Below are 18,820 nucleotides of genomic sequence, written 5' to 3'. Positions count from 1 at the left end.
CGCCCCGAGGCAGCCACGGTTTCCGGGCTCAGCCTCGACCGGGGCGGCCCTTGAGCCGGCGGCCCAGCTCGCGGGCGATCTCCCGGTTCGCGTCGCGTTCGGCCAGCACCTGCCGTTTGTCGAACGACCGTCGACCCTTGGCCAGCGCCAGCTCGACCTTTGCCCAGCCGCCGGAGAAGTACATCGACAGCGGCACCAGGGTGATCCCGCCCTCGCGGGTCCGGTCCAGGATCCGGGCGATCTCCACCCGGCGTAGCAGCAGCTTGCGGGTACGCCGGGGCGCGTGGTTGGTCCAGCTGCCGTAGCCGTATTCGGCGATGTGCAGGCCGTACAGCATGATCTCCCCGTCGCGTTCCTGCGCGAAGGCGTCCACCAGCGAGACGCGTCCCGCCCGCAGCGACTTGACCTCGGTGCCGGCGAGCACGATGCCGGCCTCGTACGTCTTGAGCACGGCGTAGTCGTGGCGGGCCCGGCGGTTCGACGCGATCACAGTCCGTTCGGCGCTGGGGGAGGTGCCCATCCGGGAAGGATAGCCGCACCGCCGGTCGGCTCAGACCGGCTTGTCGTGCTCACGCAGCCGGCTCGCCAGCTCCGTCACCGCGGTCTCGAAGCGCGGATCGGATTCGCCGGGCCAGTGCCCGACGATCGGGTGCGGGACGCTGTCGCCGGGCGGCGGGACGACGCCGACCGGGTCGCGCAGCCGCCGGTCCACCGTGCCGGCGGCGCCGGACACCGTCGGCGGACGCTCCGGCCGGTGCGGCGAGAAGACCCAGCCCCCGATCGGGTCGGTGTCCCGCCACAGGTTGATCCACCGCCAGTTGACCCGGTCGCCCACGTCGCGGAGCACCTCGTCACTGACGTAGGCGGGGAACAGCCGGGCGTAGAGCCGGCGCAGCGGTGAGCCGTAGGTGAGCAGCGCCAACCGGCCGCACACCTCGGGTGGCAGTTGCAGGATCGTGGCCGCGAGCAGCACCGAACCGTGACTGTGTCCGGTGAGCAGCACTCCGTGACCCTGGTCGGTGAGGTGCGCGATCCGTCGACTCAGTTCCGGCACCGCGCGCTCGGCGTAGCAGGGTGGTGCGAAGGGGTGCGCCACCCGTGGCCAGAACGTCCCCAGGTCCCACAGCACGCCCACGTACCTGCGGAACCGGGACGTGCGGTACGCGAAGACGCCGCCGACGAGCAGCGCGAACACCACCGCCGCGATGAGGAAACTGCCCATCTGGATACCGAAGTTGGTCGCCGCGGCCGGAATGCCGGTCAACTGCTGCACCGTGGGGCCCGGCGCCAGCCCCAGCATGCCGAGCAGACTGCTGGGCATGCCCACCCCGACGACAGAGGCGTACACCACCGCGAGTGACTCCACCCGTTCGGTGAACCGCGCTCGGGCGATCATGCGCTCGACCTCATGCAGGCGGTACCGGGCGGCCGGCGGTGCGTCGGGAAAGTCGTGCGCGACGGTGGCCCGGGCGGTGCGCATCCGGGGGATACGACTGGCCAGCACGATGATCAGCGCCGCCAGCAGGGTGGCTGCCGCCGCCACCAGGAACACGAAGATGGCCCACTTGTAGCCCAGCGGCGGGCTGATCGCCCGCTCCCCGTCGGCGTCGGCACGGCGGTTGAGGAAATCGGCAACCCGGTAGACCAGGTCTGCGGAGATCGCCACCGCCAGCCCGGTGGCACTGGCCGCGATCACGGGAGCACCCAGCCCGCGTAGCGGTCCGGCGCCGAGCCCGTTACGGCCGAATCCGCGACGCGCCTCGTCGGGCTCGACGCTTGGTGCGGGCGCCGCATCGCGGCCGGGGTCGCCACGGTCGAACGGTTCGCCGCTGCCGGTGGTGTCGGCGGTGTTGTGCCGTCGTCGGCTCCGGGCGATCAGCGCGCCCGCGCCGAGCAGGAACAGCAGCACCGCCTGGGAGGAGATGACCAGCCCGACGGCGGTGGCGTAGCCGGGCAGCCCGTCCCGGATCCGCCACGGAGTGGGGTCGACCGACACCGCCACCAGCACCACAGCGATCAGCACGAAGGCCAGGTTGCGCAGCCCGCGCGCTATCCGGTCCGCGTACGAGCCGGTTGGCAGCAGGTCGACGAACGGGTGGGCGCAGACCAGCACGATGCTGGCCAACAGCACCGCCCCGCTGACGACGGCCAGGGCCACGCTGAGCGGCGACGGGCCCGAGCCGATCCGGGCGGCGACCAGACCGAGACTCAGGGTCATCAGCCCGGCGGCGCCGTGCAGCGAACAGAGCCGGTCCACGGTCGGCGCTCTGTCCCACTGGCCCACCGCGCTGAGCTGGTGGCCCCCCGAAGTGCTGATCGGGGTGTGGAAGGCGGCGAAGTTGCGGCCGGGGCGGACGCCGAGCAGCCAGACCAGCATGAGCGCGCCGAAGGGCAGGAGCGCGAAGACGGCCAGGGTGAGCCCGGGAGGTCGGTCGCTGATCCAGGACAGCCACGGCCGCCCGGCCAGACAGGACGGGTTCGGCACGCACCGCCAGGCGACCAGGTCCAGTGCCACGCCCATCGCCGCCAGCACGTACAGCATGGTGAGGCTGAGGGCGAGCAGCCGGCACAACGCCTTCACCCCGGAATCGGACTTGTGGCCTGGGGGCGGCCGCATCCAGATCGCGACGTTGCACAGCATGAACGGCAGCAGGAACATCAGCGACAGCGTGCGGACGGTGGTGCCGGAGGGCAGTTCACCCCAGCGATACGCCTCCAGCGTCACGCCCGCCGGGCCCCTGGTGTCCGGATAGCCCGGGCGCGGCCGGTAGAACCCGCCGCTACGGTCCCCGGCGACCTGGTGACTGTGCGGACGGTCGAGGATCTGTTCGGCGTCGGCACCGGACACGCCGTGCACCCGCAGCTCCACGACGTCGTCCGAGGCCCCCGGCTTGCTGGTCATCGGCCCCCCGGAACGTGTGCACCGACCCGACCCGGCACGGGCCCGGCGTCCCGGTGCGGTCTCCCCGTCTACCCGCCGAGCCGTCGACCACGCCTGCTCGCGGCGTCCGGCTGGTCAGGCGAACCGGCTGGTCAGACGGCCCGGCTGGTCATGCGGGCCGGTGGTCAGGCGGCCGGTGGTCAGGCGGCCGGTGGTCAGGCGGCCGGTCGTCAGGCGGGCCGGCGGTCAGGCGGGCCGGCGGTCAGGCGGGCCGGCGGTCAGGCGGGCCGGCGGGCGAGGAAGTCGGCCAGCACCTCGGTGTGGGTGGAGAAGGCCAGCTCGGTCGGCTCAGTCAGCACCAGCCACTCGGTGGCCTCGGCGGTCGGCACCGAGGGCGGAAGATCCTCGGCGGGTCGTACCGGCAGTTCCCCGAAGATCAGCATGGTGCCGCCGGCCGGCGCGCTCTGCACGGTGACCAGCCTGGCACCGGCCGCGTCGGCATGCAGGCCGGTCTCCTCGCGCAGCTCGCGGACCAGCGCGTCCTCCCATCGTTCGCCGTGCTCGATGAACCCACCGGGCAGCGCGAGCAGCCCTCGGGCGGGTTCGATGTCCCGCCGGACGACGACCACACCGAGACCGGTGGCGGTCAGCACCGGCTGTACGGCAACCGCCACCGGCAGCGGGTTTCGCCAGACCTGTCGACCGCAGCTCGCGCAGAGCCGGGGCCAGCCGACCGGCGGCGGGTAGGCCGCGCCGCAGTACGAACAATGCGAGTACGCCACGCCAGTCATGCCGCAGCACGTTACCTGGCATGCGGCCGGGCACCGCCGGCAGCGGAGCCCGGGGCTGCCCCGCCACCGCCCGACCAGCTGCGCAGCGCGATCGACCTGGTCGTCAGCGCGGTGCTGGCGGACCGTAGGTCCGGGCGTTGCCGATCGCGTCCTTACGACCCCAGCGGCCCGGGATGTTCAGCAGCTCGATCCGGCCGAAGCGCGGCGGGATCTCCGGATGCACCACCAGGTGGTCGCCGTACGGCTCCAGGCCGAGCAGGGCGCGCAGCAGCAGGAAGGTGGCACCCGTGGCGGATGCCTGGGGACTGTTCGCGGCCGGGTACGGCACCGGAGAGCGGGTCAGCTCGCGGTCGTAGCCGGCGAAGGCCTCCGGCATCCGCCCGGCGAAATGCTGGGACGCCTCGACGACGGATTCGGCGATGATCCCCGCCTCCTTGACGAACCCGTAGTGGCGCAGCCCGCAGGCGATCAGCGAGTTGTCGAACGGCCACACCGTACCGACGTGGTAGCCGAGCGGGTTGTAGCTGGCCTGCCCGGTGGCCAGCGTCCGCACCCCCCAGCCGGAGAAGAGTCGGGGCCCGAGCAGGTGATCGGCGACTGCGGCGGCCCGGGAGGGGTCCACGATGCCACTCCACAACAGGTGCCCCATGTTCGACGCCAGCGCGTCCACCTGGTCGCCGTCGGGGCCGAGCGCCAGCGCGAAGTACTCACCCCCATCGATCCAGAAGTCCCTGTTGAATCGCTGCTTGAGCTGCTCGGCCTGCCGATCCAGGCGTTCGGCGTACGCCGGGTCGCCCCAGAACTCGCGAGCCAGCCGGGCCCCGCGCCGTTTGGCGTCGTACGCGTACCCCTGCAACTCGCAGGTGGCGCGGGGCAGCCCCGGCAGCCGGCCGTCGCGGTAGCAGATCGCCTCCGGTGAGTCCTTCCAGCAGTGGTTCTGCGCCCCGCTCTCGTCGTTGCGTGGCTGGTACCAGAGGTAGCCGTCGCCGCGCAGGTCGCCGTACTCGTCGATCCAGTGCAACGCCGCGCGGGCGGCGTCCTCCAAGTTCCGCACCAGCGCGGCGTCGCCGGTCCAGCGCTCGTACTCGTCGAGCAGCACGACGAACAGGGGCGTCACGTCCGCTCCGCCGTAGTACGGCGACTGGGGACGATGTTCGAAGGCGGCCATCTCCCCGTACCGGAACTCGTTGAGGATCTTGCCGGGTTCCTCGTCGCGGAAGTCGTCGAGCACCGTGCCCTGGTCGATGGCGAGCAGGCGCAGGGTGGTCGCCGCCATCCGGGGCACGAACGGCAGAGTCTGGTAGCAGGTGAGCAGGTTGTCGCGGCCGATGATGGTGGCCGACCAGGGCAACCCGGCGGCGAGCATGGTCTCGTGCGGCAGCGCCAGCGGAGAGAAGCGCAGGCCGGCCAGGTCCATCAGCCCGCGCTGGTAGGTGGTGCACAACGACTTCCAGTCGCAGTACAACTGAGGGGCTTCGGCGACCCACTCGCTGAGGTCCTGGCGCAGTTCGGTGCCCACCTTGCCGCGCGGATGCCGCAGGCGTTCCCGAATGTCCGCTCCGTCCGGACGCAGCACCAGCCCTTGCACCCGCAGGGTCGTGGTCCATCGGCCCTGCGGGTCCACCCGGATCCGAAAGGTCAACCCGCGCTCGTCGAACTCGGCCGGTTCGCTGCTCGAGACGTCGGTGACCCGATGGAACTTCTCTCGCCGGTAACCGAGCCGCAGACCGTCCCCCGACACTTCGCGGTAGCCGCGAAGTGTCGACCCGTGCGGCCAGACCACGTTGTAGACCGGCGCGAAGTCGCTGTCCGCGTCGATGCGCAGCACGTAGTCGACGGGGCCGTTGGTGTGGTTGAGCACGGTGAGGTGCTCGATGAAGGCGCTGTCGGAAATCCACCGGTCGCGGATCACCGAGACCTTCGCGTCGACGTAGTGGGTCGGGTGACCGGGAACCAGGAAGAACCGGATCTTGTAGTAGCTCGGATCGTGCACGGCCAGCGGGTGCAGCCGCTCCCCGTCCAGACGCAGCCGCCAGGTGGACAGGAAGCGGATGTCAAAGGCGAAGAATCCGCTCGGATTGGTGGGGCTGAAGTCCATGTCGCCGTTGTCGTCGCTCAGCGCGAAGATGTTGCCGTCGAGGATGCGGACCAGCTTCCTCACCGCGGCTCCCCGTCGCCGGCCGGGGGCGCCGCCTCATCCGGCGACGGCCGTCGGTATTCGGCCGGTGCCCGCGGATGCTGGCGGGCGGCCACCTCACGGGGGTGGTGGGCGTCGGGCGGTGGTGCGAACAGCCGCTCCAACATGACGACGAAACGGAACTCGCCGTCGGCGGTGAAGTCGTTGCGCAGCCACGCCGGCAGGGGCTTGACCTCGCCGTGGGCCATCCGCAGGAAGAACTGCGCGTCGGTGTAGATCACCGTGTCCGCGTCCGTCATGTCGCCGCGCGACACCGTGATCCGGCCCTGGTCGATGCTGACCAGCCAGTGGTCGACCCGGTCGGGGTAACCCAGGTCGAATCGCACGGTGCCGCAGACCTGCCGAAGCATCCGCCCCCCACCCTCGGCGAGGCCGTCGAAGAAGTCGCGCACCGCCTCCGACATTCCGGCACCTCCTGCGGGGCGTTGCCGGCCGACGAGGGCTGGCGCCAGGGTGGCCCGAGCCGGCGGCGAAGCGCCGGTCAGACTCCTCCGCCATCGTCACCTTAACGGCTTTGGTCCGCTCTGGTGCTGGTCTGTGTTGGCTGGCCACCTTCAGGTAGATCCGGACGGCCCGACCCGCGCCTGGGAAATCGGCATTGGTTTCCTGCTGGCCGCCGCCTATGGTGGTCCGATGCGAACCGCCGCGCCGCTCAACCGCGCCGCCGCCGTCACGGCGGCGGCGGTTGTGCTGCGCGTGCCCGGCGCGGCCACCCCCGCGCCCCGGGTCTGCGGGCGTGCCGGTCACGGCCAGCCGCGTCCCGCGGGCCGCAGCCCTCCGGAAACCGTGCACGGACACGTGACGGCCCAGGGGCGAAGCGCAGAGCTTCGGCCCTTTTTCTTTTCCGGAAGGACCCGAAATGAGCGAACGAACCGGCACCTACGACCAGCAGTGGCGCACCGAACTCGAGGCGACGCTGAACCACGAGTTCGAGGCCCAGACGACTCGGCTGACCGAGTTGACGGCCGACACCGGGGATCCGGCGGAGGCACACACGAATGCCGCGCTGATCGCCGCCACCCGGCAGAGCCTCGACCAGATCTCCGGGGCGCTGCGACGCCTCGCCGCCGGTGGCTACGGCAGCTGCGAGCGGTGCGGAACGGACATCCCCCGGGAACGCCTGGAGATCCTGCCGCACGCGCGGTTCTGCGTGTCGTGCCAGCAGAAGCAGAACGGCTGACCAGGTGGACCGGCCGCCGCTCGTCTCACGGGTGCGGCGGCCGGTCCGTGGCCTCGGGCGACCCGGACGGCTCGTCGCGCAGGCTGGCGGTGACGGTCGCGGTAAGACCATCGGGCCGGCGGGTAAGCGTCAACGCCCCGGTCAGGTGATGGGCGAGCCAGAGACCCCGGCCACCCGGGGTGTTCGTCGCGGGCAGGTTCACCGGCAGGTCGCCACCGTGCTCGTGGCCGTGATCGGTGACCTCACAGACGAGCAGGTCGGCCCGCCGGAACAGGTCGAGTCGCCCCCGGCCCCCACCGTGCAGCACGGCGTTGGTGACCAGCTCGTGCACGGCCAGGACGAGATCCTCGGCCACATCGCCGGTGAGGCCGGCGGCGGCCACCCGGGCGGTGAGCAGGTGCCGTAGCGCCGTCACGGTCTGCGCGGTGAACGACTCGGACAGCAGTGGGGTGGTCTCGCCGCCGCCGGGGGACGGGTCGCGGGAATCCCGGGCGTCCGGCGGGCCGAGGTAGTTCATGCAGGCAGGGTACGTCGTCCGCGAACATCCGCGACCTTTGCCGAGGGGCAACCATCCGGAAGCTACTGGCCACCCTCCACCGACGTCCGACCGAAGGATCGGCCGAGACGGTGTACCTCCGCCTCCAACCGCTCGGCCAGTTCCGCGCCGCCGAAGCGGTCGATCAGCCGGTCGGCGAACCCGCTGAGCACCATCGGGCGCAGCGCCTGGACCAGGGCGATGGACCGTGGCACGTAGACCTTGCGTCGCCGACCTTCGATGCCGCGCAGCAGTGCCTCGGCGCACCGCTCGACACTGACCACGGTGTTCAGCGGCCAGGGCAGTTTGCGCTGCGCGGCGTGGAAGGAGGCGAGGTCGTCGCGGAAGTCGCGCACCAGGTCGGTGTCGATCCAGATCGGGTGCGCGGTGCCCACGGTGAGTCCCCGCCGACGGTTCTCCAGCCGCAGCACGTTGCCGAACTGCTCCACCCCGGCCTTCGACGCACAGTACGCGGCCATCCCGGGCATGGCGGCGAAGGCCGCCGCCGAGGAGACGATCAGGACGTGGCCGCGGGCGGCGCGTACGTGCGGCAGCGCCGCGCTGACCGTGCGGACCACGCCGGTCAGGTTCACCTCGATGGTGCGTGCCAGGGCGTCGACCGGGCCGGTGGACACGGTGCCGATGTTGGCGATGCCGGCGTTGGCCACCACCACGTCGATGCCGCCGTAGCGCTGCACGGTCGAGGCGACGGCGTCGTCGAGGCCCGCCTGGTCGGTGACGTCGCACTCGTACCAGTGCCCGCCCACCTCGGCGGCGACCTGCCGCAACAGCACCGGTTCCAGGCCGACCACGGCGACCCGGGCGCCCCGGGCCGCGGCGGCCCGGGCCAGTTGAGCGCCGATACCCCGCGCCGCTCCGGTGATCAGGATGGTCCGGTCGCGTAGGTCTAGCCGCATGCTGCGCTCCTGGTCCCGGTCGCCGCCGGCGGCGACCCAGTGGTGGTCTGCCGAACGGTACCGGGCTTGCGTCGGCCGACCCACCCGGTGCCGTCCGCCCGCCGCAGCCGACGTCCGCGCCGGCCGTTCGTGGTGAGTGGCGCGGACATCGGGAAGGATCTACCCCGAGGCGGTACCGCAGCGAGGACCAGGAGAAGGAGAACCGCATGGCTGACTTCGTCGGCGCCGTGGACCAGGGCACCACCAGCACCCGGTTCATGATCTTCGACCACGGTGGCAACGAGGTCGGCCGCCACCAGCTCGAACACCAGCAGATCCTGCCGCGCGCCGGCTGGGTCGAGCACAACCCGCTGGAGATCTGGGAACGGACCCAGACGGTCGTGCGTACGGCGCTGAACACGCACAGCCTGGCGGCGGGTGACCTGGCGGCCCTCGGTGTCACCAACCAGCGGGAGACGACTGTGGTGTGGGACCGGCGCACCGGCCGGCCGTACTACAACGCCATCGTCTGGCAGGACACCCGGACCGATCGGATCGCCTCGGCGTTGGAACGCGACGGGCGCGGCGAGATCATTCGGCGCAAGGCCGGTCTGCCGCCGGCGACCTACTTCTCCGGTGGCAAGATCCAGTGGATTCTGGAGCACGTCGACGGGGTGCGGGCGGCCGCCGAACGCGGTGAGGCGATCTTCGGCAACACCGACACCTGGCTGTTGTGGCACCTCACCGGCGGCCCGGACGGCGGTGTCCATGTCACCGACCCCACAAACGCCAGCCGGACCATGTTGATGAACCTGGAAACCCTGGACTGGGACGACGAACTGCTGTCCATCTTCGGCGTTCCACGCGCCATGCTGCCCCGGATCGTTCCGTCGTCCGATCCGGACGCCTACGGCGTCACCCTGCCCAGCGGCCCGTTCGCCGGACCGGTTCCGATCACCGCGGATCTTGGTGACCAACAGGCGGCCACCGTCGGTCAGGTCTGCTTCGCCCCGGGCGAGGCGAAGAACACGTACGGTACGGGCAACTTCATGCTGTTGAACACCGGGTCGGAGATCGTCCGCTCCGAGGCCGGGCTGCTCACCACCGTGTGCTACCAGTTCGCCGGCCAGCCGCCGGTCTACGCGCTCGAAGGCTCCATCGCCGTCACCGGTTCGGCCGTGCAGTGGCTCCGCGACCAGCTGAAGATCATCAGCAGTGCGGCGCAGAGCGAGGACCTCGCCCGCCAGGTCGACGACAACGGCGGGGTCTACTTCGTACCGGCCTTCTCCGGCCTGTTCGCCCCGTACTGGCGATCCGACGCCCGGGGCGCGATCGTCGGCCTGTCCCGCTACAACACCGACGCGCACATCGCTCGGGCGACGCTGGAAGCCATCTGCTACCAGAGTCGCGACGTGGCCGAGGCCATGGCGCGGGACTCGGGCGTACCGCTGGAACGCCTCAAGGTCGACGGCGGCGTCACCGTCAACGACCTGTGCATGCAGTTGCAGGCGGACATCCTCGGCGTGCCGGTCAGCCGGCCGGTGGTCGCCGAGACCACTGCCCTCGGCGCGGCCTACGCCGCCGGCCTGGCCGTCGGATTCTGGCGGAACACCGAGGAACTGCGGGAGAACTGGAACGAGAGTCGGCGTTGGCAGCCGTCCTGGTCGCCCGAGCAGCGCGCGGCCGGCTACGCCGACTGGCGCAAGGCGGTGCAGCGCACGCTGGACTGGGTCGACGTCGGCTGACGACGCCGCGCCCTGTGACGTTTCGGCCAAGTTAACGTCACTGCGTGTCAATGTCGCGGTGCCGGAATGTCCGGTGAGTCTGCCTTAGCATCCCGATGTCCGGCAGCTGCCGGGGGTGGGCACAGGGAGGCATCCATGCGGATCACGCGCGCGATCATGGCGGTCGTGGTCGTACTGTCGGCCGGCGTACTGGCTGGCGCGGCGCACGCGGCGTCACCGTTCACCGTGGTCAACGGCTCGATCCAACCGGCGACGGGCACGCCCCGGCCGCCGTCGGGCACTCACGCCACGCTGTGGCACAACGCCAGCTACGCCAGCATTCCGGTACGGGGCGCCGGCCGGCTGGTCGTCGGGGCGATCGGCGATCACTGCGACGGCTGGCCGACCCTGCGGGTCAGGGTGGCCGGCGAGGTGATCGGCGAGATCACCGTGACCAGCGCCGCCGACTACGGCGGCTATCCGGTCGGTGAGCAGCTGCCGGAGGGGCGGCACGACGTTCGGATCGAGCTGGTCAACGACAGGTACACCGGCGCGTGCGACCGCAACGCACACCTGGCGTACGTGCGGGTGCAGCCGCCGCCGGCGGTCGACGCCACCTTCACCTTCGCCGTGGTCCCGGACACCCAGGAGGAGGTGCTGTCCGCGGGCGACACCCGGCTGCGTCAGCGCGTCGACTGGCTGGTCGACCAGCGCGCCACCCTCGACCTGCGTTTCGTCACGCACTCCGGCGATGTGGTGAACTACGACTCTCCCGGCCACGTGCAGTACGAACGGGCCCGGGCCGCGTTGCGTCCACTGGAGACGGCCGGCATGCCGTACACCCTCGCCGTGGGCAACCACGACACCCAGGCCGCCGGGCCGGACGGGGAGTTGCGCAGCCCCGCCGGGCAACTGCTGCGTGACACGACGGTGTTCAACAGGTACTTCACGGCGGGCCGGTTCGGGGCGGTGCGTGGCCAGTTCGAGGCCGGCAAGGTGGACAACGCCTACGCCACCTACACGGCCGGCGGCGTGCGGTGGCTGGTGCTGAGTCTGGAGCTGTGGCCGCGCCGGGCGGCGGTCGCCTGGGCGAAGGCCGTCGTGGCCGCCCATCCCCGGCACAACGTCGTGATCGTCACTCATCACTACCTGGAGAGCGACGCCTCGATCGGCCAGTCGGCCGGCTACGGCTCGACCAGCCCGCGGTACCTTTTCGACAACCTCGTGGCGCGATACCCCAACATCCGATTCGTCTTCTCCGGCCACACGGGCACGGCGGCCTCCCGGGTGGACACCGGCGTGCACGGCAACCGGGTCCACTCCTTCCTCCAGACGTTCCACTCGCGCCGGACCAACCCGGTGCGGCTGGTGGAGATCGACACGGCTGCCGACTCGCTGCGTACCTGGATCTACGCGCCGCACACCGACGAGGAGTTTCCGGCGCACGAGCGTACGTACGCCGGGCTCGGCCTGGTGCGGTGACCTGCCGGCGGCGGGGCGCCCCGCCCCGCCGCCGGACCGGCCGGCCGAGGCTGTCTCGAAACTATCTTAGAACTGTCTCGTTATCGTCGTCCGCGTCGAGGTGGCGGTAGACGGTGGCGCGCGAGACGCCGAACTCGGCGGCGATCTCGTCGGCCGAGTGGGTGCCCGCCAGATGCATCCGCCGGGCGGACCGTACCTGTTCCGGGCTCATCGACCGGGGTCGCCCCGGCCGCCGCCGCCCCACCCGCTTGGGCGTCGCGGAAGCGGTGCCGGAGGCCACTTCGGTTACCGGTGTCGTCCGGTCGGTCGCCGGTGCGGACCGGTCCACCGGCTCCGCCACGTCGGGTGGTGTCTCGCCGAGCAGGCGACAGGCGCCGTCGAGCATGTCGCCCCGCAGCACCGACGCGGGCACGTCGATCATGAACACCACCGGATCGCTGCACATGGCGATGGCCTGAACCGCCCGGACCCGATCCCGGCGTCCGGCGTCCGGTCCGGCGACGATCTCGTTGGCGCGCATGGCGATCTGCATCAGCCGGTGGTACGTGCTGCCCCGGTCGACGAGCGCGAGGTCGTGAAAGAGCATGCCGAGCGGGCCGCGGTGCGCGAGCATGGTGTCCACCCAGCCCGCCAGCAGCGTCCATCTCGCCTGCTGGCCGGGCAGTGCCCCGGCCTTGTCCAGCAGCGCCTCCAGGTCGCGGATCAGCGGCTCGGCTAGTGCGGTGAGCAGATGCGCCTTGCTGGGGAAGTGGTAGAGGATGGCGGCCTTGGTCAGCCGCAACCGTTCGGCGATCTGCCGCAGCGAGGTGCGTTGGTACCCCTGCTCGGCGAAGAGGTCCGATGCGGTGCGCAGGATCCGGCTGCGGGTGCCGTCGGTCTCCTCCCAGCTCATGCGCCAAGCGTAGTGCCTCCTGACCGCCGGGCGGGACGCCTCGTATCGACCCCTTACCATCGGTCAGTACAGTGGTCCGGTAGACACCGTACGACGGGAGGCACCATGTCCGTGATCTCCATCGAGAACCTCGTCAAGACCTTCGGCGGCGTACGCGCGCTCGACGGGCTCGACCTGACGGTGGAACCGGGGGAGGTGCACGGATTCCTCGGACCCAACGGCTCGGGCAAGTCCACCACCATCCGGATCCTGCTCGGCCTGCTGCGCCGCGACTCGGGGCAGGTCCGCATCCTCGACGGCGACCCGTGGCGCGACGCCGTCACGCTGCACCGGCGCTTGGCGTACGTGCCGGGCGATGTCAACCTCTGGCCCAACCTCTCCGGCGGGGAGGCGATCGACCTGTTCGGCGCGCTGCGCGGCGGGTTGGACCGGCGTCGCCGTGACGAACTGCTGCGACGCTTCGATCTGGACCCGACGAAGAAGTGCCGCACCTACTCGAAGGGCAACCGGCAGAAGGTCGCCATCGTCGCCGCCTTCGCCTCCGACGTCGAGCTGTACGTGCTGGACGAGCCCACCTCCGGGTTGGACCCGCTGATGGAGGCGGTGTTCCAGGAGGAGGTCCGCCAGCTCACCCAGGCCGGCGCCAGCGTCCTGCTCTCCAGCCATGTGCTGGCCGAGGTCGAGGCGCTCTGCGACCGGGTCAGCATCATCCGGGAGGGCCGGATCGTCGAGTCCGGCACGCTGTCCGAGCTGCGGCACCTGGCGCGTACCACAGTCACCGTCGAGACCGGACGGCCGGCGACCGGCCTCACGGAGCTGCCCGGCGTGCACGAGGTTCGCCCGGTCGACGGTCGCGTCCGGCTGGAGGTCGAGCCCGAGCACCTCGACGCGCTCCTGGCCCACCTGGTCCGTTTCGAGGTCCGCGCGCTGACCAGCACACCGCCCACGCTTGAGGAACTGTTCCTGCGGCACTACGGCGAGGCCGTCAACGGTGACCGGCAGGCGACGACCGGAGGCACCCGATGAGCGCCTTCACCGGAACCGGCCGGCTCACCCGGCTGGCCCTGCGTCGCGACCGGGTCCGCCTGGCCATCTGGACGCTCGGCAGCCCGCTGATCGGCTACGCCCTCGCCGAGAGCGTGGCCAGCATCTACCCCGACGAGCAGAACCGCATCGGGTACGCCGAGGTGGCCAACACAAGTGTCGTCGCCCGCGCCTTCAACGGCCCGGTCGCCAGCACCGACCTCGGTGCCGTGGTGGTCACCGAGACGTACCTCACCCTGGCCGTGCTCGCCGCGCTGCTCAGCACCTTCGCCGTGGTCCGGCACACCCGGCAGAACGAGGAGACCGGCCGCGCGGAACTGCTCGGCGCTGCCGCCGTCGGCAGGTACGCGCTGCTCACCGCGGCCCTGGTCGTCGTGGTCGGCGCCAACGTGCTGGCCGGTGCGCTGCTCGCGCTCGCCTTCGTCGGTGCCGGGCTGCCGGCCGCCGGCTCGGTGGCCGCCGCCGCCGCGATCGTCGGGGTCGGCCTCGCCTTCACCGGGGTGGCCGCCGTCACCGCCCAACTCTCGGTGACCTCCCGGGGTGCGAACGCGCTCGCCGCCGCCACGGTCGGGGTGGCGTTCCTGCTGCGGGCCACCGGTGACGTGCTCGGTCAACGCGCCGCCGACGCGGTACGCCTGGACAGCGCCTGGCCGACCTGGTTGTCGCCGCTGGGCTGGGGCACCCAGATCCGTGCCTTCGGCGGCGAGCGGTGGTGGGTTCTCGCGCTGCCGGTCGCCCTGCTGGTCGTCGGGGTTGCCGGGGCGTACGCGCTCGCCGAACGGCGCGACCTTGGGGCCGGCCTGCTCGCCGCCCGCCGGGGGCCGGCCACCGCCGCCGCCGGCCTGCTCAGCCCGGCCGGACTCACCTGGCGTCTGCACCGTGGCGCGTTGACCGGCTGGGCGGTCGCGGTCGCGGTGCTCGGCCTCGCCATGGGCCTGGCCGGCAACGAGGTCGACGACATGATCGCCGACAACCCGGCCGCCGCCGAGGCGATCGCCCAACTCGGCGGCGGGGCCGACCTGGTCGACGCCTTCCTGGCGGCGATGCTCGCGCTGTTCGCCCTGACCCTCGGGGCGTACGTCGTGCAGGCCCTGCTGCGGGTGCGTGGCGACGAGTCCGACGGCATCCTCGAACCGTTGCTCGCCACTGCCGTCAGCCGCTACCGGTGGTTGGGCACTCAGGTGGCCGGCGCGGTGCTCGGTGCGCTGGCGCTGATGCTGCTGGCCGGTGCCACCACCGGCCTCGGGTACGGGCTGGCGGTCGGTGACCCGGTCGGCTGGACCGTCGAGCTGACAGGTGCGGCGCTGCTGTGGTTGCCGGCCCTGCTTGTCGTCGCCGGGGTGGTGACCGCCCTGTTCGGCGCGCTGCCGCGTCTGTCGGTCGCGTTGAGCTGGGCGGTGCTCATCGTGTTCCTGCTGCTCGGCCAGCTGGGTGCCGCGCTGGACCTGCCGCAGGCGGCGCTGAACCTCTCCCCGTACACCCATGTGCCGTCGGTGCCCGCCGTCGACGTCACCGTCCTGCCCCTGGTGGTGCTCACCGCCGTCGCCGCCGCGCTGCTCGCGCTCGGCCTAACCACCTTCCGCCGCCGCGACACCCCCACCTGAGCCCGCCTGAGCCCGCCTGATCCGTCTTGATCGTTTGCAGACGAGTGACTCGACACGCCGCTGCCACTGTCACTCGACTGCAAACGATCAAGACCCCTATCACAAGCAGCGCTGGGACGACGTGTTGTGCACAGCTTGTCGCGGCGTCCACAGGGGGCTGCGGGGTCGGCGTGGCCTGGGGCAGGCTCGGTCGCCGTGGATGCCGTGCTCCGATCGCTCGTCGAGGCTGGTGGTGGTGTGGTGACCCGCGCCCAGGCCCTTGAGGTGGTACCGCCGTGGACGTTGCGGCGGGCGTACCGCAGTGGCTGGCTGCGTCGCGTGCTGCCGGCGGTCTACGTCGACGGCTGCCGCAGCCCGCTGGAGATCTGGGGTCATGACCGGGTCTTCACCGGTCCGGGGATGCCGGTGCTGATGCGACAGGTGCGTGTCCGGGTGAACAAGCGAACCATGTACCTGGACCTGTTCGCCGAGCAGGAGCGAGTCAACATCGAGCTGGACGGTGCCACCTCGCACGGCGACCCGCGCCAGCGTGAGATCGATCTGCGGCGCGACGCGTTACTCGCCACGGTCGGCATCCTGGTGGTCAGGTTCAGCCACCGTCGCCTCGTGCGGGAGCCCGACGAGGTGCGCCGGGAGACCCTCGCGATCCTCGCCGGCCGCCGTCGCTGACCAACGACTGCCCGAGGTCACAGCACCTGGGACAGGAAGCGGCGTAGCCGGGGGTGCTGCGGCGACTCGAAGACGGACTCCGGCTCGCCGGCCTCCAGCACCACCCCGGCGTCCATGAAGGCGACCGTATCGGCGACCTGGCGGGCGAAGCCCATCTCGTGGGTCACCACCACCATCGTCATGCCCTGGGCGGACAGCTCCGCCATCAGCGCCAGCACCCCCTTGACCAGTTCCGGGTCGAGCGCGGAGGTGGCCTCGTCGAAGAGCATCACCTGGGGCTGCATGGCCAGGGCCCGTGCGATGGCGACCCGCTGCTGCTGGCCGCCGGACAGGTGAGCGGGCCGGGCGTCGGCCTTGGCGGCCAGGCCGACCCGGTCGAGTTCGGCCCGGGCCCGGGCCACCGCCTCGTCCTCGCCGAGCCGGCGGATGCGACGCAACGGCAGCGTGATGTTGCGCAGCACGCTCATGTGCGGGAAGAGGTTGAACTGCTGGAACACCATGCCGATCCGCTGCCGCAGGGCGTCCGGGTCGTCGCGCAGCACGCTGCGCCCGTCCAGCAGCACGTCGCCCCGGTCCGGTTCGAGGAGCCGGTTGACGGTACGCAGCAGGGTGGACTTGCCCGACCCGGACGGGCCGATGACGCACGCGGTGCCGCCGCGCGCCACGTCCAGGTCCACCCCGCGCAGTACCCGGTGACGCCCGAAGGCGAGGTGCACGTCGCGCAGGCTCAGGCTGACCGAGGTGTTCATCGTTGGTTGCCTCCGGCGGCGCCGGGCAGCGCCAGGTCCAGGTCGTCGGGGTCGTCGGTCGGTCCGGCCGCCGGCCGGCCGTGCCGCAGTCGCTTGTCGATCCAGTTGACGGCGTGGGTCAGCGGCACGGTCAGCGCGAGGTAGAACAGCCCAGCCAGCAGCAGCGCCGACTGGTTGCCGGTGTTGGCCGCGTAGTCCTGACCGATCCGGAACAGCTCGCGCTGACTGGCCAGCAGGCCGAGGAAGTAGACCAGGCTGGAGTCCTTGATCAGGGCGATGAGCTGGTTGACCCAGGCCGGCAGGATCCGCCGGATGCCCTGCGGGATGATCACCCTCCGCATCGCCTCGCGCCAGGAGAAGCCCAGCGCACGGGCCGCCTCCAACTGGGTGGCCTCCACCGACTGGATACCCGAGCGGAAGATCTCCCCGAGGTACGCCGACGCGATAAGCGACAGCGCCAGGATGCCCAACGGGTACGGGTTCGGCCCCCACACCTGCATGCCCAGCGGGGCCAGGCCGACCCCGATCAGCAGGATCGTCGCCGCCGCCGGCAGGCCCCGGAACACGTCGGTCCAGACCCGCGCCGGCCACTGCAGCCAGCGGGTACGCGAGATTCCCGCCACCGCCAGCAGGATGCCGAGTGCCGAGCCGAGCAGGGCGGCGGTGACCGCCAGGATCAGCGTGTTCGGCAACCCGACGGTGAGCATCTCGGGTAACGCCTCACGCATCGACTCCCAGTCGAAGAACGTCTCCCACAGGGTGTGCAACGGATCCACGGGTCAACCTCCGCCCTGCTCGCTCGTGCTCCTACCGTCAGGAAGCGGCCGGAGCCGACACCTCGCCACTGCCCGGGGTGAAGTCGACCGGGATCGGCCGGCCCGGGTAGTACTGCTCCTGAAGGCGGGTCCAGGTGCCGTCGGCGATCACCTCGTCGAGGGCCCGGTTCAGCGCCTCGCGCAGCGCGTCGTTGCCCTTGGCGAAGGCGTACGCCGTCGGTGCCGGGCTGAGTTCCTTCGCCGCCACCGTGATCTTGCCGCCGCTGTCCGCGGCGGTCTTCTCGCCGATCTCGGCGGGGGCGATCCAGGCGTCGGCGGTACCGGCCTTGAGCTGGTTGATCGCGCCGTTGTAGTCGGGCACCCGGACCGGGTCGAGGCCCTTGTTCGTGGCGTAGTCGTCCTGGACGGTGCCCTGCACGACCACCACCCGCTTGCCGGGCAGTTCGTCGAAGCTGCGCAGCGCCGATCCGGCGGGCACGTCGAGCCCGAAGTAGCCGAAGTCGTACCCGTTGCCGAAGTCCACCGTCTTCTTGCGTGCCTCGGTGATGGTGATCGAGGAGCTGCCGACGTCGAACTTGCGGTTGCCGACCTGGGCGAGCAGGGCGGAGAAGTCGGTGCCGACGAACTCCACAGTCAGGCCGAGCTTGTCGGCGGCGGCGACCAGCAGGTCGTTGTCGAAGCCGGTGAACTTGCCGTCCTTGAGGTACACGTTCGGTGGTGCGTCGGTAATGGTGCCGGCCCGCAGCACGCCCGGCTGCACCAGGTTGTACGGGTTGTCGGCCGCGTTGCCGGCGGAGTTCGAGCCGCAGGCGGTGAGGGTGGCGGCGCCGAGGATGGCGGCGACGCCGACGGCGGCGGCCCGGGTCAGGGCAGGAAGGAATCGCACAGGTGTCTCCTGGTTGAGCTGCGGCGGGCACGGACGTGCCACACCGACGGTCCGCCGCAGGGCGGACCGCTGGGATGGGGATCGATGACAGATCGGTCAGCCGACCCGTCAGGGATCAGTGACCGGGGCGCTGCGGTCAGCTACACGCGGCGCTACAGACCCGCATCATGTCGACGTGCCGACGCCGGGTCAGGCCCGGGCGGGCCACAGATCGATCGCGGTACGACATGGTTCTCCTCAAGGTCGTGATGACCTGGGAACCCAGGCCACGCTTGCACCGGTGGTTGCACCGATGCCTGGTCCTCACCCGGGGCACCCCTGCGCGGTGGAGGGTTGCCGGCCAGCGAGCCGGGGCTTGGCGCTGGCACTCATGACCTGCGGCCGAGGCTAGCAGCCGCTGACCGCCCAGCGTCCACCCGTTATGACCACCCTCACCCCGACCCCCCGTACGCCGACCTCCCACCCGGGGCGTACGCCGGTTGGGGTGTTGCCGGGGAAGCGCGTGATCCCTTAC

General features: G+C 71.3%; 17 protein-coding genes and 1 riboswitch. Of the genes, 6 read left to right on the top strand and 11 right to left on the bottom strand.

Translation table 11 applies throughout. The annotated features are described in order from the left end of the window. Nucleotides 1-28: 28 nt before the first annotated feature. From smpB to ACN26Z_RS18055, 5 genes are all read right to left on the bottom strand, one after another. Nucleotides 29-520: an SsrA-binding protein SmpB gene (gene smpB / locus ACN26Z_RS18075; RefSeq protein ID WP_282238266.1), complete on the bottom strand. Its 492-nt coding sequence runs from the start codon at nt 518-520 to the stop codon at nt 29-31. Between the two features lie 30 nt (nt 521-550). Then, complete coding sequence (locus ACN26Z_RS18070) at nt 551-2,902, bottom strand: hypothetical protein (protein WP_421462497.1); 2,352 nt, start codon at nt 2,900-2,902, stop codon at nt 551-553. 257 nt (nt 2,903-3,159) lie between these two features. Continuing rightward, the gene (locus ACN26Z_RS18065; RefSeq protein WP_093405913.1) at nt 3,160-3,672 is read right to left on the bottom strand and encodes an NUDIX domain-containing protein; all 513 of its coding nucleotides are present in this window, start codon (nt 3,670-3,672) and stop codon (nt 3,160-3,162) included. A 103-nt stretch (nt 3,673-3,775) separates the two neighbouring features. Then, nucleotides 3,776-5,833, bottom strand: coding sequence for a glycogen debranching N-terminal domain-containing protein (locus tag ACN26Z_RS18060; protein WP_421462495.1), 2,058 nt, complete (start codon nt 5,831-5,833; stop codon nt 3,776-3,778). Next, complete coding sequence (locus ACN26Z_RS18055; RefSeq protein WP_421462494.1) at nt 5,830-6,273, bottom strand: SCP2 sterol-binding domain-containing protein; 444 nt, start codon at nt 6,271-6,273, stop codon at nt 5,830-5,832. Before ACN26Z_RS18055 ends, ACN26Z_RS18060 begins: the two co-directional genes overlap by 4 nt. 455 nt (nt 6,274-6,728) lie before the next feature. On the opposite strand from ACN26Z_RS18055, the gene ACN26Z_RS18050 reads away from it, so the two are divergent. After that, nucleotides 6,729-7,049, top strand: coding sequence for a TraR/DksA family transcriptional regulator (locus ACN26Z_RS18050; protein ID WP_421462493.1), 321 nt, complete (start codon nt 6,729-6,731; stop codon nt 7,047-7,049). Between the two features lie 25 nt (nt 7,050-7,074). Here ACN26Z_RS18050 and ACN26Z_RS18045 read toward each other — a convergent pair whose 3' ends face one another. Beyond that, entirely contained in the window at nt 7,075-7,566 is a 492-nt protein-coding gene (locus ACN26Z_RS18045; RefSeq protein WP_093405902.1) for an ATP-binding protein, read from the bottom strand. Nucleotides 7,567-7,628: 62 nt separating this feature from the next. Continuing rightward, nucleotides 7,629-8,501 carry an SDR family oxidoreductase gene (locus ACN26Z_RS18040; protein ID WP_396885240.1) on the bottom strand — a complete coding sequence of 291 codons (873 nt, stop codon included), beginning with the start codon at nt 8,499-8,501 and terminating at the stop codon, nt 7,629-7,631. Nucleotides 8,502-8,707: 206 nt separating this feature from the next. Between ACN26Z_RS18040 and glpK the strand changes: the two genes are divergently transcribed. After that, on the top strand, nt 8,708-10,225 hold the full coding sequence (glpK, locus tag ACN26Z_RS18035; RefSeq protein ID WP_093405899.1) for a glycerol kinase GlpK: 1,518 nt from the start codon (nt 8,708-8,710) through the stop codon (nt 10,223-10,225). A gap of 135 nt (nt 10,226-10,360) precedes the next feature. Further along, nucleotides 10,361-11,686, top strand: a complete 1,326-nt coding sequence (locus ACN26Z_RS18030; RefSeq protein WP_421462490.1) for a metallophosphoesterase — start codon at nt 10,361-10,363, stop codon at nt 11,684-11,686. A gap of 61 nt (nt 11,687-11,747) precedes the next feature. Here the strand turns inward: ACN26Z_RS18030 and ACN26Z_RS18025 are convergent, their stop codons facing one another. Further along, nucleotides 11,748-12,578: a TetR family transcriptional regulator gene (locus tag ACN26Z_RS18025; RefSeq protein ID WP_421462489.1), complete on the bottom strand. Its 831-nt coding sequence runs from the start codon at nt 12,576-12,578 to the stop codon at nt 11,748-11,750. 105 nt (nt 12,579-12,683) lie between these two features. On the opposite strand from ACN26Z_RS18025, the gene ACN26Z_RS18020 reads away from it, so the two are divergent. The 3 genes from ACN26Z_RS18020 (at nt 12,684) to ACN26Z_RS18010 (ending at nt 15,895) form a co-directional block, all read left to right on the top strand. Continuing rightward, nucleotides 12,684-13,604 (top strand): ABC transporter ATP-binding protein, encoded by a 921-nt coding sequence (locus ACN26Z_RS18020; protein ID WP_093405890.1) that lies wholly within the window; start codon nt 12,684-12,686, stop codon nt 13,602-13,604. Continuing rightward, nucleotides 13,601-15,226 (top strand): ABC transporter permease, encoded by a 1,626-nt coding sequence (locus ACN26Z_RS18015; protein ID WP_421462488.1) that lies wholly within the window; start codon nt 13,601-13,603, stop codon nt 15,224-15,226. The genes ACN26Z_RS18020 and ACN26Z_RS18015 overlap by 4 nt, the downstream gene beginning before the upstream one ends. A gap of 195 nt (nt 15,227-15,421) precedes the next feature. Then, nucleotides 15,422-15,895: a DUF559 domain-containing protein gene (locus ACN26Z_RS18010; RefSeq protein WP_421462487.1), complete on the top strand. Its 474-nt coding sequence runs from the start codon at nt 15,422-15,424 to the stop codon at nt 15,893-15,895. 17 nt (nt 15,896-15,912) lie between these two features. Here the strand turns inward: ACN26Z_RS18010 and ACN26Z_RS18005 are convergent, their stop codons facing one another. Genes ACN26Z_RS18005 through ACN26Z_RS17995 form a run of 3 tightly spaced genes read right to left on the bottom strand, consistent with a single transcriptional unit; the run spans nt 15,913 to nt 18,306 of the window. Next, a complete protein-coding gene (locus ACN26Z_RS18005; protein WP_282238280.1) occupies nt 15,913-16,644 on the bottom strand; it encodes an amino acid ABC transporter ATP-binding protein in 732 nt (243 codons plus the stop codon). Beyond that, the gene (locus ACN26Z_RS18000) at nt 16,641-17,420 is read right to left on the bottom strand and encodes an amino acid ABC transporter permease (RefSeq protein WP_421462485.1); all 780 of its coding nucleotides are present in this window, start codon (nt 17,418-17,420) and stop codon (nt 16,641-16,643) included. Before ACN26Z_RS18000 ends, ACN26Z_RS18005 begins: the two co-directional genes overlap by 4 nt. A 37-nt stretch (nt 17,421-17,457) precedes the next feature. Beyond that, nucleotides 17,458-18,306, bottom strand: a complete 849-nt coding sequence (locus ACN26Z_RS17995; protein WP_421462484.1) for an ABC transporter substrate-binding protein — start codon at nt 18,304-18,306, stop codon at nt 17,458-17,460. Nucleotides 18,307-18,569: 263 nt separating this feature from the next. Continuing rightward, nucleotides 18,570-18,682, bottom strand: a riboswitch (SAM riboswitch). Nucleotides 18,683-18,820: the final 138 nt, after the last annotated feature.

This window comes from Verrucosispora sp. WMMD703, from assembly GCF_049178935.1.
Classification (GTDB): domain Bacteria; phylum Actinomycetota; class Actinomycetes; order Mycobacteriales; family Micromonosporaceae; genus Micromonospora; species Micromonospora sediminimaris.
The sequence above is the reverse complement of the archived record's forward strand: the minus strand, read 5'-3'. Positions and strand labels throughout refer to the sequence as shown.

Excerpts from the sequence above, each read along its gene's own strand:
- ACN26Z_RS18070 (WP_421462497.1), bottom strand. The coding sequence starts at position 2,902 with ATGACCAGCAAGCCGGGGGCCTCGGACGACGTCGTGGAGCTGCGGGTG.
- ACN26Z_RS18020 (WP_093405890.1), top strand. The coding sequence starts at position 12,684 with ATGTCCGTGATCTCCATCGAGAACCTCGTCAAGACCTTCGGCGGCGTA.
- ACN26Z_RS18055 (WP_421462494.1), bottom strand. The coding sequence starts at position 6,273 with ATGTCGGAGGCGGTGCGCGACTTCTTCGACGGCCTCGCCGAGGGTGGG.
- ACN26Z_RS18045 (WP_093405902.1), bottom strand. The coding sequence starts at position 7,566 with ATGAACTACCTCGGCCCGCCGGACGCCCGGGATTCCCGCGACCCGTCC.
- ACN26Z_RS18015 (WP_421462488.1), top strand. The coding sequence starts at position 13,601 with ATGAGCGCCTTCACCGGAACCGGCCGGCTCACCCGGCTGGCCCTGCGT.
- ACN26Z_RS18025 (WP_421462489.1), bottom strand. The coding sequence starts at position 12,578 with ATGAGCTGGGAGGAGACCGACGGCACCCGCAGCCGGATCCTGCGCACC.
- ACN26Z_RS18050 (WP_421462493.1), top strand. The coding sequence starts at position 6,729 with ATGAGCGAACGAACCGGCACCTACGACCAGCAGTGGCGCACCGAACTC.
- ACN26Z_RS18065 (WP_093405913.1), bottom strand. The coding sequence starts at position 3,672 with ATGACTGGCGTGGCGTACTCGCATTGTTCGTACTGCGGCGCGGCCTAC.
- smpB (WP_282238266.1), bottom strand. The coding sequence starts at position 520 with ATGGGCACCTCCCCCAGCGCCGAACGGACTGTGATCGCGTCGAACCGC.
- glpK (WP_093405899.1), top strand. The coding sequence starts at position 8,708 with ATGGCTGACTTCGTCGGCGCCGTGGACCAGGGCACCACCAGCACCCGG.
- ACN26Z_RS18040 (WP_396885240.1), bottom strand. The coding sequence starts at position 8,501 with ATGCGGCTAGACCTACGCGACCGGACCATCCTGATCACCGGAGCGGCG.
- ACN26Z_RS18005 (WP_282238280.1), bottom strand. The coding sequence starts at position 16,644 with ATGAACACCTCGGTCAGCCTGAGCCTGCGCGACGTGCACCTCGCCTTC.
- ACN26Z_RS18030 (WP_421462490.1), top strand. The coding sequence starts at position 10,361 with ATGCGGATCACGCGCGCGATCATGGCGGTCGTGGTCGTACTGTCGGCC.